Raw genomic sequence first — 13,278 nt, 5'->3', positions numbered from 1 at the left:
CGGTGGGGATCAGCGCGACGCAGCGGCCGTGTCGATGCCGTAGACGCCGTGGTCCTGCTTCTCGCCCTCGATCTCGAAGACCGACTTCTTGACGCCGAAGATGGACGACGTGGTGATCACGACCTGGTTGCCGTTGTCGCGGGTTTCCTCATGCCAGCCGTAGCGCATGCCCGTGCCCGGCGAGCCGAAGGCCATCACGCCCGCCTGCGCGCCCATGAACAGCGCGCGCGCCGTTTCCAGGTCGCCCGTGGCGCCGTGGGCGTTGTGGCGAATCACGTTGCGGTGCGAGTGCAGCACCACGTTGCGGTACATGCCCAGCGCGCTCTTGAACAGCGGCGACTTGAAGCCCACCGCAGCGGCTGCAGCCTTTTGCAGTTCCAGCCAGCCGCCCGTGCCGGTTTCCTTGCGCAGGTCGTCTTCCTGGAAGGTGTGCATGACCATGACGAACACCTCCTCGCCATCGACCACGCAGGGCTGCATGACGGGGATGTTGGTGGCGCCGCCACCCTGGCTGTCTGCGCGCACGCGGGCACGGTCCACCACGGCCAGCGACATCTTGTCGGTGGCATCCAGGTTGGCCACCGCCGTGGCATCGCCGCCGAACAGGTGCTGGTTGGGCGTGGGCGCCGTCAGCGGGTTCTTGGCACGGCCCTGGTAGCCCAGCGGCAGGATGAAGTTGGCATTGACGCCGCGCGAGCCCGACAGGTAGGTGAAGGTCAGTTCATCCTGGAAGCGGCCCCACCAGTTGGCCTGCTGCTGCTTGGCGCGCATGCGCAGATCGTGCAGCGTGCGCTTGCGCGACATGCGACCGCCCGTGTTGACGCCGCCACGCGCTTGGTCGATGTACAGCTCATCGGTATAGAAACGCTGCCCTTCTTCCTTGCCCTCCAGCACATCGTCGCCCTCGACGGGCGCCATGCGCAACTCGGCCAGCAGGTCATAGCTGACCAGGTCACCAGCTTCGGATTCCAGATCCGTCAGCAGTTGGATTGGCGTCTTGGCGCCCTGGCCCACGGCCGCGAAGCGCTTGCCGAAGTACGAGGCTTGAGAGACATCGAGAGCCAGGTCGCCGGAAAAGCGCTTGACCGCGCGGGGGCTGTTCACGCCCACCACTGTTTTGCCCATAGGAGTGCTCCTGTGTGGTAGCGAGCACTCCAGCGCCCCGGTTGAAAAAGTTCGGTGTTCAGGTTGGCAGGCTTGGTACGGGCCGCGAGGCCGCTGCGATCTTGCGAACGCAGGTATCCGGCGCCGCCGCGATCACCATGCGTGCGGCCTGCCCCTTCTTGTATTCCAGCTGGATGCGGACGCCGCCCACCTCCAGCACATCGCCCGTGCGCAGCTCCATGAAGATGCGGCGCATGTCGGGCGCCGATGCAGTTGTCTGTGCCATGGGCTCCTTCACAGCGAACGCAGGTACTGCGCGCGCTTGTCCTCGGACAGGCGGCCCAGCGCGCGCTCGTAGTCCAGGCCAGTGAGCTTGTCCAGCTCGGCGAACTCATCGCTCACGGGATCGGCATCGCCCGCGCCGCCGGGCACGTCGGCCAGGTTGGTGACCACGGCCGAGGCGTCAGGCTTGCGCCGCACGTCCGCAGTCTTCTTGGTCGTGGCAATGCCATGCAGGGCCACCACTCGGCGATGCCCTTCTTCCAGGAACCAGCGCATGGGCTTGTGCTCGTTGCCGGGCGCCGCGCCCAGCGCGCGCACCATGGCGTCCAGGTCCGCCTGCTTGGCCGCGTCCTTGCGGTAGTCCACGATGCCCAGCTCTGCGCTCTGGGCCGCTTCCTCGAAGAAGGTGTTGATGGTGTTGTTCCAGGCCTGCTGCACCGACTGCTGCTGCATCTCGGCCGATACCGTGGCCCGCGTCCTCATGTCGCGCAACTGGTCGCGCTCGTCCTGCAGGCGGTCCAGCTCCGCGTCCAGCTCGGCCTGCTCCAGCTCGCCCTCGTTGAACTTGGCGCGGGCGGCGGCCACGGCGTCCTTGTTGGCCTTCACCTGGGCGTCATAGTCGGCGGGCAGCTCCGCGCGGTAGCCGCCGGCCTGCTGGGCAGTCTGCGGGTTCGGAGCCGGTGCTTCGGTCGGCTGCGTGGCATCGGTGGGTTCTGCGGGCGCTGCAGCAGGAGCGGCTGCAGGCGCTGCAGCGGGCGCACCGGTGGTTTCAGTGGGTTCGGTGGGCGTGCTGGGCTCGGGCTTGCCCTTGCCCGCGTCAGCCGCGTCGTCGTCGCCCTCTTCTTCCTCTTGCGCATCGAGGGGGCCGCGCCCCAGGGCCGCCAGCGCTGCAGCGTTGTCTTCCTCGGGGTCGTAGTCGTTGTCGTCGGCTTCCATGGCCTCGCGCTCGGCATCCGACAGCAAGCGCAGGTGGTCATCTGTGTTGTGGGACATGTGTGCACCCTTTCGTGGTTTGGATCACGGCAGGGTGGCAGGCTTGGTACGGACGGGACACAGGACCGACCAGAAAAAATAAGAGGCCAAACTAGTTTAATTCGGCCACCCTATCCATCAGGATGAAATCTAAGTCAACCGTATTGCGATGTGATCGGCAGAATCAATCACGCAAAAAAGTTTTCCATATTTAGAGACCCTGAGATCACCGATGACCAGAACGTATGCACCAGCAAGGTCTTCATTTTCATTAAATCGGAACCGCCTTGCCACTTCGTTCCTCATCTCCTCGGGAACGCAGATACTAAAATTCCCTCGTTCTCCACTGTTTATCCATAGGTCTCCATCTTTGCCATCGTTGGCATCTGATATGGTCCCCCACCATCCTCGCACCTCACCACGCATACCTCGACTTGCCGAAAGCAGCCGTACGAAAAAATCTCGTACGGTTATCTCATCCAGACCAGCAACTTCCATGAGCTGAGATGAATACTCAAAGTCAGGGGCCTCTACCAGCGTGCGCAGCAGTGAGCTCAAACGCCGATGCATTCTGGCATCCGCGCGAGGATTCACCCCGCTGAATCGTGGGGCTCTTCCAGCACGTCCGCGTACATCATCTCCGCCTCCGTGCACCTCCCTCTGCTGCGTCCCATATGCTATGTCAACAACAATGCGCTCGCCCGGATTGTTCAGGATATCTTCTTCTGCGCCCTCCCCCTCAACAACTTGTTCAGAATCTTGTGCCTTTAGACTGCAATCGTCTCGATGCGGCCTGGCTCCGAAACACGCGGCGCGACCACTTGTAGATTTCTTACGAAAAAAAGCCGGTCCATTGCATTCTGAACAGACCAGTTGCCTTCGCATTCTTTGCAGGTCACTTGAGGGAAAAGAAGAAAAGACTTCCGCCCTGTAAACTTGTCCATCTTCCGTGCAGCGAGCAATGTCCATATAAACAAATCCAAAAAAAGTAACTCAATGTATCACAGACCAATGTGCAATTGCAATCGTTGACGAATAGAAATCAGTTCGAGAGTTGTGTGGCAACCAAATTGCGGAGGGGCCAAGCAGCTACCAAGGCTTGAATGTCAGCTCCGTGCCCCGCAGCTTTTGCAGCCATATCTTCATACGCTGCTCGGCAGTCGTCGTATACGGCGTTGACGGCAGTGGCGTACTCAAGGACGGCGGCGGGGGGAGCACTGGCAAGTCGGCGGGCGGCATCTGCGGATTGCTCGCGCAAGCTGTCAGAGACAGCATGCAGCTGGTCAAGATCACGGCGCAACAGCGCCACGCGGGTTCGGGCAGCATTCAGCGCCTCCTGATAGTTGGTGTTGATGGCTTGCTCAGCGCTGCGCACGCGGGCGTCGGCCGCGCGCTGGGCTGCGCTGACTGCCAGCTTTTCGCCCACGGCTGCGGCGCGGGCCTCGGCCAGGTCTGCGCCCAGGCGCGCGCCTTGGTAGCTCCAGGTCAAGAACGCGGCCAGGCCGGCGGCGGCCAGATGGGTGATGGCGCGCACGCTCATTGCTGCGCACTCATGCACGCCGCGTGCCGCGCCTGCTGGCGGGTCCAGACACCACGGCAAACCTTGTTGCCCGGCGCCGAGCAGTCGAAGCGCCACCGGGTGGGCTGACCGCCCGCGCCCCACTGGTAGGCAGCGTAGCCCTGCAGGGGCTGAGTGCTGGTCATGAAGCGATAGGCCAGGTAGGCCTGGCAGGCGCCGGCATAGTCGCCGGTCCGAGTACTGGCCAGTATCGAGGAGCCGCGCCAGGCACCGCACCCATACTGGCCGGCGAAGTCCACGGCCTGGGCGAACTCGACAGGATGCACCAGCGTGTCGCCCAGCGAATCGCGCACGCAGGCCCCGTACTGCTGCTCCAGCAGGTTCGCGGCCAGGTCGCGGGCGCGCTCCCTGGTGATGGGCGGATCTGCCATGGTCACGCGCGTGCCGTCCTCGTAGCGCGTGGCACCGTGGCCGATGGTGGGCACATCGCCACGCACCGGGATGATGGGCGCGGCGCTGAATCCTTCGGCCGCGATCCAGGACGCCAGGATGGCGGCGCCGATCCCCATGCCTGCAGCCGACACTCGGCCCCCGCTCACGACCGCACCTCGCATGCTGCGGCCAGCTCCTGCGCCTGACGCGCCCGGCGGTCCTCGCGCTCATTGCTCCAGCGCCACAGCAGGTAGATGACCTGCAGCACCACGTAGAGGATGGTCAGGGCCGTGGCCGTGTGGGTCATGGTCCAGCCGTTGGCCACGTTGGTGGCCACGACCGTGACCGGCGGCGCGGCCTTGGCACCCTCCACGGCCGCCGTGCGCACGATGGTTTCTCGATCCATATCAGTCCTTGTTGTCGAATTGGTTCAGCCGGCCCGACATGGCGTCGAGCGTTTGGCGGCTCTGGGCTTGGATCTGGGCCACGCGCTCGCGCGAGTCGGCCTCGATGTGGGCCACCTGCAGGCGCACGTCCTGGTCGCCCTTGATCTGCAGCGTCTTGTTGGCCAGGTCGGCCTGGGTCTTGGCCAGCTTGCGGCGCAGCTCGTCCAGCTCCAGGTCGGCATCGCGGCGCACGGTGGCGGCCACGCCTTCCATCTGCTGGGCCAGCGCCGGGTTGCCGCCGGCGGCGCGCAGTTGCTCGGCCTCGGCTTCCAGCTTCTCGGCGCGGGCGTTGATCTCCCGGACCTTGGCCTGCTGCTCGGCCAGCGCCTGGCGCGCGCTCTCCTGCTGCATCTGCAGGGCCTCGGCCTGGGCCTGCATCTGCTGCTGGACCTGCTGCTGCTCCTCGGGCGTGAGGGGCTTGTTGGGGTCGCGCTCGCCGGTCAGCTTGCGCAGCTCGTCGGCCACCAGGTCGTTGTTCGGCAGGTCCGAATACTCCATGGCCAGCGTCATGATGCGGATGGCGACCTCGGGCGGCAGCCGGCCCGCCAGCTGGTTCAGGCTTTCGAACATGACCTGGCGCAACGTGCCGGAATAGTCCTGCTCGGACACCACGAAGTCGGCCATGCTGGACGTGATGTCGTTCAGGTAGCGCACGCTCCCGTCTGGCTGGACCTCGGGCTGGTTGACCTTCACCCAGTCCAGCCGGCCCTTGTGGCCGGACAGGCGGATCACCTTCTCCTCGGTGTACCACTGCTCCACCAGGCTCAGCAGCTTCTCGCCCTGGATCTGCACAGCGAAGCGCAGGTTGTCGAAGGGCTGCGTGGTCACGACCGAGCCCTGCAGCTGGCGGGCCTCGATCGCGCGCCCGCTGACGGCATTGGTGCGCCGGCCCAGGTTCTCGTCGCTGATGCCCGCGGACTTCTGGATGGCCTGGCCGTCCAGCGTCATCATCTGCACCTGGCCGGCCGCCATCTCGCTGTCGCGGTGGACCTCGAACTTCTTGCCGGCCCTGTAGATCACCACGCCGTCCGGCTGGTTGACCTCCTCGCGCGCTTCGTTGATGTCATCGAAGGCGCCCTTCTCCGCAAAGATCTGGTTCGTGGACAGCAGGAACAGCGCCTTGCTGGCCCGTTTGTTCAGGTCCATCTGCAGATCGCGCACGCGGCGCACCACCCCGTAGGGCATGCGGTCCCGACCGCGCCGGTAGCACCAGATGGGCGTCAGGCTGAAGCTGTTGTGGCGCATGGGCGTTGGGCCCAGGGCCAGCAGATGGCCCTCGGTGAAGACCGCAACGTGCATGCGCATGGCGACACGCTCCACGATGGAGCCGCCATGAGCGCCCACCACGGCGCGCAGCGCATGGTCCCAGGGCTCCACGAACGAGCCCTTGAAGGGGCCGCTGGTCACCACCTGCACGGACGCCGGCATGCGGAACTGGCACTCGATCAGGCGCACGCGGCGCCGCGCCTCGCTGTCGATGTTGCCGCGCCCGCCGGCCAGGTAACTGCCACTGGTGCCACTGACGTGGCGCTCACTGGTGTGGCCCTGAAAGAAGAATTCATCTTCGGCCCACTGCTGGGCGCTGAACTCCTCCTCGCGCAGCACAGCGCGCTCCAGCACGTCGCGGCGCTGCGGGTACATGGTGATGGCCACGTCTTCGTCCACCCAGCGCGTGCGGAACAGGTAGCGCGCATCGCTCAGGTCCGGCTCCATGGCCATCGAGTCCCAGAGCACATTGCGCCAGTCCTCGTACTTGTCATAGACGATGTCCTTGGTGGGGTCGTTGCGCACGCCGGAGTCCACCCAGCCCACGCCCACCTTCACGGTGTCCTCGAAGGCGCGCGAGCGGTTGAAGGTGGTGCGGTTCACGTCGCTGACGTACTTGAGCACCTTGGTCTTCACGTCTGCCAGCTGCACGTCGTCCTCGGCGCGCGGCAGCACGCTCCAGTCCACGCGCGCGCGGCGCTCCGTGCCAATGAGCCAGTCGCACATCACGGCCACCTCGTTGAACACCAGGGGCACTTGGCCGCGCTCCTCCAGCGTGGCCGCGTCGGCCGGGTCCCACTGGTCGCCGTCGTAGTAGTCGGCGTCGATGGACATCTGCAGGCGGTTCTCGGCCTGGATCTCGCGCTCACGGTAGTACCAGCTCAGGAGCGTGCGCAGGGTCTTGCGGGCCTCGGGCTGGTCCAGCGGGTGCGGCGGCGCCTCCTCGTCGGCGTCGAACTCCAGCGGCACGTCGTTCAGGATGCGCTCGCCCACGCCCGCGCGACGGTTGAAGCGGGCCTCAAGCTGGGACATATTCGGCCCCCAGGTCCGGGATGGTCAGGGCCTCGGCCGCGATCTCCTTGCCATCGGACTTGACCACCAGGGTGCCGAACTCCTGGCCCGCGCGCTGCCATGTGGGCTCGCTGGGCATGCTCACCAGGTCGGGCAGGCCCTCGTTGACGATGGTGGCCACACGCACCCAGTTCGGCCGGTTGGGCTCGATGCCCAGCACCTCGCAGGCCTTGACGCAGGCTTTGGCCAGGTAGGCGGGGTCATCGTAGAGATAGGCCGCGCTCTCCATCACCACGTACCAGGGTGATTTCGGGCGGTAGGCCGGGATCAGGACCAGCGCGCGCTCGGTGTTGATCCAGGTGTAGACGGCCAGCAAGTCCCCATGCTGGCGGTGAAGGTGCGCTTTGCGCAGGTCGATACATGCAGGCATGCCCGCGAAAGTGGCAGGCTTGGTACGGGATCAGCGTGCCATCCCGCCCGCGCGTCGCCTGAGAGGCACAGCGCCCACAGTGTCGTTGTCCATGCGCGGCAGGGACATGGCGATGTAGCGCCATACGTCGGCGCCGTGGCTGGCGTCGTCGTGCAGCGGCTTGCCCGGCTCCCCTGTTCGCGGATCGATCAGGCGTTTGTACCGGCTCAGGCAATCCAACAGCAGCCCGCATTTGCTTTCATCGACATATGCCGTGGAAAAGATGCCACGGGCCATGCGGATGCCGGCCTCCGTGCCGAAGATCGGCAACACCTCGACCTCGCGGCCCAGGTCTTCCAAGATTTGGGCAGATGTCATCCCAGTCTTGGCATCGCCCTGGTTTGCATCGTGGGGCAAGAAATCTGTGCCCCAGCGGTAGGGCAGCTTCTCCATCTCCTCGATGTAGCTCTCCAGCGTGCGCCGGTTGTCCTGCAGATAGTTGATGACCCGCCAATCCACAGGCGTGCGCTGGACCATGGCGATAGCCATGTTGTCCGCGTAGCCCAGATCCCAAACCGTGTGCACGGGCAGCTTGGGGTTGTAGGGCACCAAGCAAACGCGGCCATCTGTGTAGAGCCGTTCCACCTCCTTGGCATAGATCGCGCCCGCCACGGTGCGCTTGGGCTGGCCCTCCCACACATTCCAGTAGCTGTCCGGGTCGCGCTTGAAGTGCCGGCGGCGCTCCTTCTCCAGCACCTCCGGAAACCAGGGGTTGTCCCGCCAGTTGATTTCGCACAGCCATGTGTCGCTGTCGGCGGCCTCGATGAACCGCGCATAGGTGGCGTCCGTGGCCAAGTCCGGGTTCAGCGTGAGCCAGATTTCCGAACCAGGCCGGCGGATGGTCGGCACCAGCACCTCCCAGCTGCGCGCGCTGACGCTCTGGGCCTCTTCCACCCATACGATGTCAATGGCCTCGTAGGATTTGATGGAGTCCACCGTGTGGCTCTGCAGGCCCGCGAACAGGATCAGCGTACCGTTGGCGCCGCGGATCTCCGTGTCCAGCACATCGTAGAAGCCGCCCAGGCCCAGCGCCGCGATCTGGTCGGATAGCAGGCGGTGCACCGAGTCGCGCATCGACTTCTGGATCTCGCGGGCGCACAGGATGCGCAGGGGGCGGTTGCTGCCCATCACCAGCAGGGCCATGGCGACGGACCAGGACTTGGCCCCGCCGCGCCCGCCGTACATGACCTTGAAGCGCTTCGGCTGGAACAGGCCGCGCAGCTTCGAGGGGAACTCGACCCGAACGCGCGAGTGGTCTACCTCGTAGTCCTCGGCAAAGTCCGGCTCCTCCTCGGCCCGGTGCGCGGCCTGCATGCTGGCGGATAGCAGGTTCATGCGCCCTCCCCGTCCCGTGGATCGTGCTCACGCTCAGGCGCGTCCACGAAGTGCAGCTCGAAGTGGCCCACGTTGCCGCCGCCGTTCGGCCCCTTGCCCGCGTCCTTGTCGTTCATGCCGAAGGCCTGGCGCTCCATGTCCACCACGATGCGCAGGCTCTCGGCCAGCACCTTCATGGTCTTGGAGCGCTCCGGCAGGCTGATGACCTTCTGGTAGAGGTCGTTCAGCTTGTCCATGCCGTTGTCTTCGGGCGAGCGCAGCATCTCGCCCAGCTCCTGCAGGTAGGCCACCGTGTCCGCGTCCGCCATCTGCTCCAGCTCATCCAGCAGAGCGTTGGTGATCTTGCGCGCCCTCTGGATGTCCCGCCTGTGCGCCAGCCTGATGGTGGCCACAGCCTGCGCATTCGCGTCCACCACTTCACGTTCGGACGCAGTACGCTCCGCGCGTACCTCGCTGCGTACCGCCTCCTTGCGTACCAGCTGCTCAGCCTTCTCCTGGATGCGCTCCGACAGGTCCCGGCTCCAGTCGTCACGCTTGGCACGCTTGCGGATCGCTCCCTCGCTGATGCCCTGCTCTCCTGCGATCTGCCGAAGGCTCTTGATGCCCGCCCTGTAGTCCAGCTCAATGCGTTCCCACTGTGGGACTTGCTTGTGTTCCTTGCTCATCCCATGAAGCTGACAGGCTTGGGACGGAGGCCAGCAGGACACTGGCAACGGTCAATTGAGGTTCACGCCTTAAAAACTACAAAACAGCAGCTCAATTATCAAAGAAGAGGACAGACACAAGCCAGCTCGATACAGTTGTAATTTAATGTTCGCATAACAAAGCAACCGTGGAAAAAACATGCTGACGACACGCTGGCCAGCCTTGAGAGGGGCTCATAAATCAATCAAGGAACCTACGAAAACCGCTGGAAGTCTGCTGCCCGGAATTCCGGATAACAGGACCATGAAGCAAAAGCATTGGTGGCTGCCCTTGCTCGTGGGCGCACTGGGATCCGTGGCATCCCATCACGCTTTGGCACAGGTTTGCAGTTCCAGCGCAGGCCAATCGGCCACATGCATCGTGCCTCCAGGCGTGTATGCCCTGACCTACGAAGTTGTTGGTGGCAACGGCGGGAGGAGCGGAGTATGGGACGTCGGCATAAGCACAAGCCCTGGAGGGCGAGGTGCGCGCATCACGGGCACGCTTTCAGTCATGCCGGGCCAGATTCTCTACATGAGCTCGGGCAACAACGGCGCGGACGGCAATGACATCTCGCCTGAAGGCGGCGGCGGCGGGGGCTACTCGGCAATTTCTTCAATTAGCGCGACCCAGGGGCCTTTGGTCGTTGCAGCCGGTGGAGGGGGCGGTGGCGGCCGTGGTAATGGCTTCACGCCCGGTGGCGACGCAGGCAGCCCAGGTATAGGGACGCCGAGCCAATATGGGGGCAACGCGGGATCCGGATCCATAGGCGGATCGGGAGGAGCCACCGGTGCTCCAGGAGCCTATGGCGCAGGGGGATCTGGCGGTGACATGGGCGCACCAGGCCTTACTGGAGAGAGTGTGAGTTATGGCGCAGGCGGAGGCGGAGGCGGAGGCTTCGGCCGAGTTGGCGGGAATGGCGGCACGGCCGGAGGAGTCACAAACAGCAACCTGCCACAGAACTTCGGCGGTGGCCAGGGCGGTGGCTCAATGTCAATACGTGCCCCAGCTGGCGGCGGTGGGGGCGGTGGATACGCCGGCGGCGGAGGCGGCGGCATGTTTGCTGGCGGCGGCGGCGGCTCCAATCTTGTGCCTTTGGATGGAACCCTAAGCCTGGGCGATGGTGTACCACGCGTATTGCTCTACATCGCGCCACCCACTATCGCTAACCCTTCGGCCGATAATGTGACGACCACCGCGGCCACGTTGAACGCTGGCGTGAGCGCACAAGGGGCTGATGTGAGTGCAGCCTACTTCCGCTTTGGCACCGATCAACAATCTGTAAACAGCGATGGCGGCGTGCTGGCAACAGCTACGCCTGGCACGATTACAGTCGCGGCAGGTGCTACTCCCGTAAATGCGAGCCTAACGAACCTGACTCCAGGCGCAACTTACTACTTCCGCGCCTATGCCGTAAATTCAGGAGGCACCGCGCAAAGCAGCACGCAGTCGTTCAGCACTCCCAAGCTGACTCAGTCAATCGTTTGGGGTGCATCGCCCATCGTTTCTATTGGGACAAGCAGCACAATCAACGCTACTGGGGGTACCTCAGGCGCCTCCGTGGTGTTCGGTTCCAGTACGCCCAGTACATGCCTTGTCTCCGGCAATCAAGTCACTGGCGTGGCGCCGGGCACCAACAACTGCACACTGACAGCTAACCAAGCTGGCGACGCCTCACATCTACCCGCTCCACAGGCGACGCTGACTATTTCAGTGGTCGCAGGCGTACCAAGCGCACCCCAAAATGTCAGCGCAACGCCGGGCGACGGCAGTGTCCGTATCGTCTGGACTTCCCCATCCAGCGACGGCGGCAACGCCATTACCAGGTACGAGGTAACGGCAAACGGCGCGCCCACCGCGTGCACCGCCTCACCCTGCAGTGTTTCGAGCTTGGCCAATGGCGCGGCCGTCAGCTTCGAGGTGCGCGCGCGCAACGCCGTCAACGCGGGCGCCCCGGCAGTTGTCAGCGCCACGCCCAGGGCACTTGCAAATGCGCCAGTGTCGCTACCAGGCGGTAGCGGTTCGGTCATGGTCACCATCAGCGGCAATCCACCGGGCTGCGACTTGAATGGACCCATCACCATCGACGGCAGCGTTCCGCCCGGTGCACCGGTACAGACTGCACCGCCACTTGGGGTACTGCGTTTCGCCGCCAGTGGCTGCACCGGCAGCACGCTGAAAGTGAAAGCGGTCTACCCGGCTGGCAGCCTGGGAAGCGTCAAACCATACAAGTTTGGACCACCTCAGCCAGGGGAAAGCGCTAAATGGTTTCCGTACGGCACAGTCACTGGCGATTCCGTGGTCTACGAGGTGACGGACAACGGGACAGGCGACAACAACATCACCACTTCAGGTGCGATTGAAGACCCATTTGCTTTGTTCGCGCTGCCGGCGACCGGTCCGGTGGGCATTCCCACCCTGTCGCAGTGGGGCATCTTCGTGATGTCGTTTCTCCTGGCGATGTTCGGACTGCGACGTATGCGCCGCCAGCGTTGATAAACCACGCCAATGAAACAAGGCCCGCATTTGCGGGCCTTGTTTGCTTCTGAGTATCGTCAAAGCTCAATGGCTGACAGACGATAACGAAGCACGGGCTTGCGTGCCGGCAGCTCGGTGAGCCGGCTTTCCACCTGCCCCTCACGCACCAGGTACAGCAGTGCCCAATCGATCTCCCCTTTGCTGCGGCCCAGGGCCAGGATCAACTCGGAATGAAAGAACCAGCGCCCGGGGGCCTGGCGTAGAAACCGCAGCAGCACGTCGGTGCCACTGCCCGGGCGGATGACGCCCGCGGGGCGCGGGTTGTTGTGGCGCACCACCTCCTCGTGCCAGCCCTCCAGCTGGCCAGCCATCCAGTCCATGCAGCTCAAGTAGTCACACCTTCGCGCTGTATGCCTGGGCCATTCCCTGATCGCGTAGCCATTGCGAGGCCTCGGCGCTCGCCGCGCGCACCAGGTCGTGGCGGCCAACCCCTTCGCACCGGGCAATCAAAGCCAGCAGGAACTGGTTTCCCTTCGCCTTCTTTGCGGCTTCCCGCAACTCCTCCACCAGCCCGCGCAGGTCGTGAAGCTCCAGACGCAGCTCGGCGCGGCGCTCCTCCAGCACTGCGCGGGCACCGCGGGGGCAATTGATACCGTCCGACAGGTAGGCGCGTTTGGATGCAGCCAGGTCGAGCTCAACCTGCAGCAGCTCCCGGCGCAGGGCGTTGTATCGGGCAATCGTGGTCATGTTCTCCCCGTCTCAGAAAAAAATGGGTGTTGCATTAAGCAGGCCCAGCGCCCACAGCACAGCGGCGCGGTCGCGGGCATCGGTGTTGGGAGCGCCGGCCAGCGCACGCCATGCCAGGACCTGGCGCAGGTGCGCGGCCATGAACGCGGCTTCCTTGCGCGCGGCCGGTGCAGGCCCCTGATCCAGCCAGGAATGGCACGCAGCGCAACCCCAGGCGCTGTAGTGGTCGTCGGCCTTCCTGCGCTCGCCCTTCCCGTGGATGGACAGATTGCTGTGGCAGCAGACCACGGTGGTGGTGTCGTTCGTGCAGATCCCGGGGACCAGCAGCAGGCACTGCTGACCCTTGGCCAGGGCACGCAGGCGCGGGTTGCGCTTGGCCACGGTCTTCGGCGCGGGCACGACCTGGTGCTGGTCGATGAGCGCCACAGTGGCAGCGCGCGGCCGGGCCTCGGCCATGGCGCGGGCAGCGCGGGCCTCCAGGCGCTGCTCGCGCGCCAGCTCGTGGGCGGCATGGGACGCAGGAGCGGCCCGCC

15 protein-coding genes are annotated in these 13,278 nt (G+C 64.7%); 1 reads left to right on the top strand and 14 read right to left on the bottom strand.

Annotation, left to right across the window (positions count from 1 at the left end):
* Positions 1–9: 9 nt before the first annotated feature.
* From ACM14_RS13530 to ACM14_RS13480, 11 genes are all read right to left on the bottom strand, one after another.
* Entirely contained in the window at positions 10–1,125 is a 1,116-nt protein-coding gene (locus ACM14_RS13530; protein ID WP_065346414.1) for a N4-gp56 family major capsid protein, read from the bottom strand.
* 58 nt (positions 1,126–1,183) lie between these two features.
* Positions 1,184–1,390: a hypothetical protein gene (locus ACM14_RS13525; protein ID WP_065346413.1), complete on the bottom strand. Its 207-nt coding sequence runs from the start codon at positions 1,388–1,390 to the stop codon at positions 1,184–1,186.
* Between the two features lie 8 nt (positions 1,391–1,398).
* Entirely contained in the window at positions 1,399–2,379 is a 981-nt protein-coding gene (locus ACM14_RS32065) for a hypothetical protein (protein ID WP_065346412.1), read from the bottom strand.
* A gap of 129 nt (positions 2,380–2,508) precedes the next feature.
* A complete protein-coding gene (locus ACM14_RS31535) occupies positions 2,509–3,327 on the bottom strand; it encodes a hypothetical protein (protein WP_139093421.1) in 819 nt (272 codons plus the stop codon).
* A gap of 73 nt (positions 3,328–3,400) precedes the next feature.
* The gene (locus ACM14_RS13510) at positions 3,401–3,898 is read right to left on the bottom strand and encodes a hypothetical protein (RefSeq protein WP_065346410.1); all 498 of its coding nucleotides are present in this window, start codon (positions 3,896–3,898) and stop codon (positions 3,401–3,403) included.
* Positions 3,895–4,491 carry a lysozyme gene (locus ACM14_RS13505; protein ID WP_139093420.1) on the bottom strand — a complete coding sequence of 199 codons (597 nt, stop codon included), beginning with the start codon at positions 4,489–4,491 and terminating at the stop codon, positions 3,895–3,897. The genes ACM14_RS13510 and ACM14_RS13505 overlap by 4 nt, the downstream gene beginning before the upstream one ends.
* Positions 4,473–4,715 (bottom strand): hypothetical protein, encoded by a 243-nt coding sequence (locus ACM14_RS13500; protein WP_065346408.1) that lies wholly within the window; start codon positions 4,713–4,715, stop codon positions 4,473–4,475. Before ACM14_RS13500 ends, ACM14_RS13505 begins: the two co-directional genes overlap by 19 nt.
* A 1-nt stretch (position 4,716) precedes the next feature.
* Positions 4,717–7,053, bottom strand: a complete 2,337-nt coding sequence (locus tag ACM14_RS13495) for a hypothetical protein (protein WP_065346407.1) — start codon at positions 7,051–7,053, stop codon at positions 4,717–4,719.
* Positions 7,040–7,408, bottom strand: a complete 369-nt coding sequence (locus ACM14_RS13490; RefSeq protein ID WP_254662049.1) for a hypothetical protein — start codon at positions 7,406–7,408, stop codon at positions 7,040–7,042. Before ACM14_RS13490 ends, ACM14_RS13495 begins: the two co-directional genes overlap by 14 nt.
* An 84-nt stretch (positions 7,409–7,492) precedes the next feature.
* Positions 7,493–8,836: a PBSX family phage terminase large subunit gene (locus ACM14_RS13485; RefSeq protein ID WP_065346405.1), complete on the bottom strand. Its 1,344-nt coding sequence runs from the start codon at positions 8,834–8,836 to the stop codon at positions 7,493–7,495.
* Positions 8,833–9,501, bottom strand: coding sequence for a hypothetical protein (locus tag ACM14_RS13480; protein ID WP_065346404.1), 669 nt, complete (start codon positions 9,499–9,501; stop codon positions 8,833–8,835). The genes ACM14_RS13485 and ACM14_RS13480 overlap by 4 nt, the downstream gene beginning before the upstream one ends.
* A gap of 1,075 nt (positions 9,502–10,576) precedes the next feature.
* Here ACM14_RS13480 and ACM14_RS32630 point away from each other — a divergent pair.
* Positions 10,577–12,016, top strand: a complete 1,440-nt coding sequence (locus ACM14_RS32630; protein WP_084027372.1) for an IPTL-CTERM sorting domain-containing protein — start codon at positions 10,577–10,579, stop codon at positions 12,014–12,016.
* A 59-nt stretch (positions 12,017–12,075) separates the two neighbouring features.
* Here ACM14_RS32630 and ACM14_RS13460 read toward each other — a convergent pair whose 3' ends face one another.
* The 3 genes from ACM14_RS13460 to ACM14_RS13450 all read right to left on the bottom strand — a co-directional run.
* Positions 12,076–12,378, bottom strand: coding sequence for a hypothetical protein (locus tag ACM14_RS13460; protein WP_065346400.1), 303 nt, complete (start codon positions 12,376–12,378; stop codon positions 12,076–12,078).
* 13 nt (positions 12,379–12,391) lie between these two features.
* On the bottom strand, positions 12,392–12,745 hold the full coding sequence (locus ACM14_RS13455) for a hypothetical protein (RefSeq protein WP_065346399.1): 354 nt from the start codon (positions 12,743–12,745) through the stop codon (positions 12,392–12,394).
* A 12-nt stretch (positions 12,746–12,757) separates the two neighbouring features.
* Positions 12,758–13,278: nuclease domain-containing protein (locus ACM14_RS13450; RefSeq protein WP_065346398.1), on the bottom strand; the 521-nt coding region annotated here is incomplete at its 5' end.

Origin of the sequence: Delftia sp. JD2, from assembly GCF_001682645.1 — a bacterium.
Lineage (GTDB): Bacteria > Pseudomonadota > Gammaproteobacteria > Burkholderiales > Burkholderiaceae_C > Comamonas > Comamonas acidovorans.
Note: the sequence above shows the minus strand (reverse complement) of the source record. Positions and strands in the feature narration are given on the sequence as shown.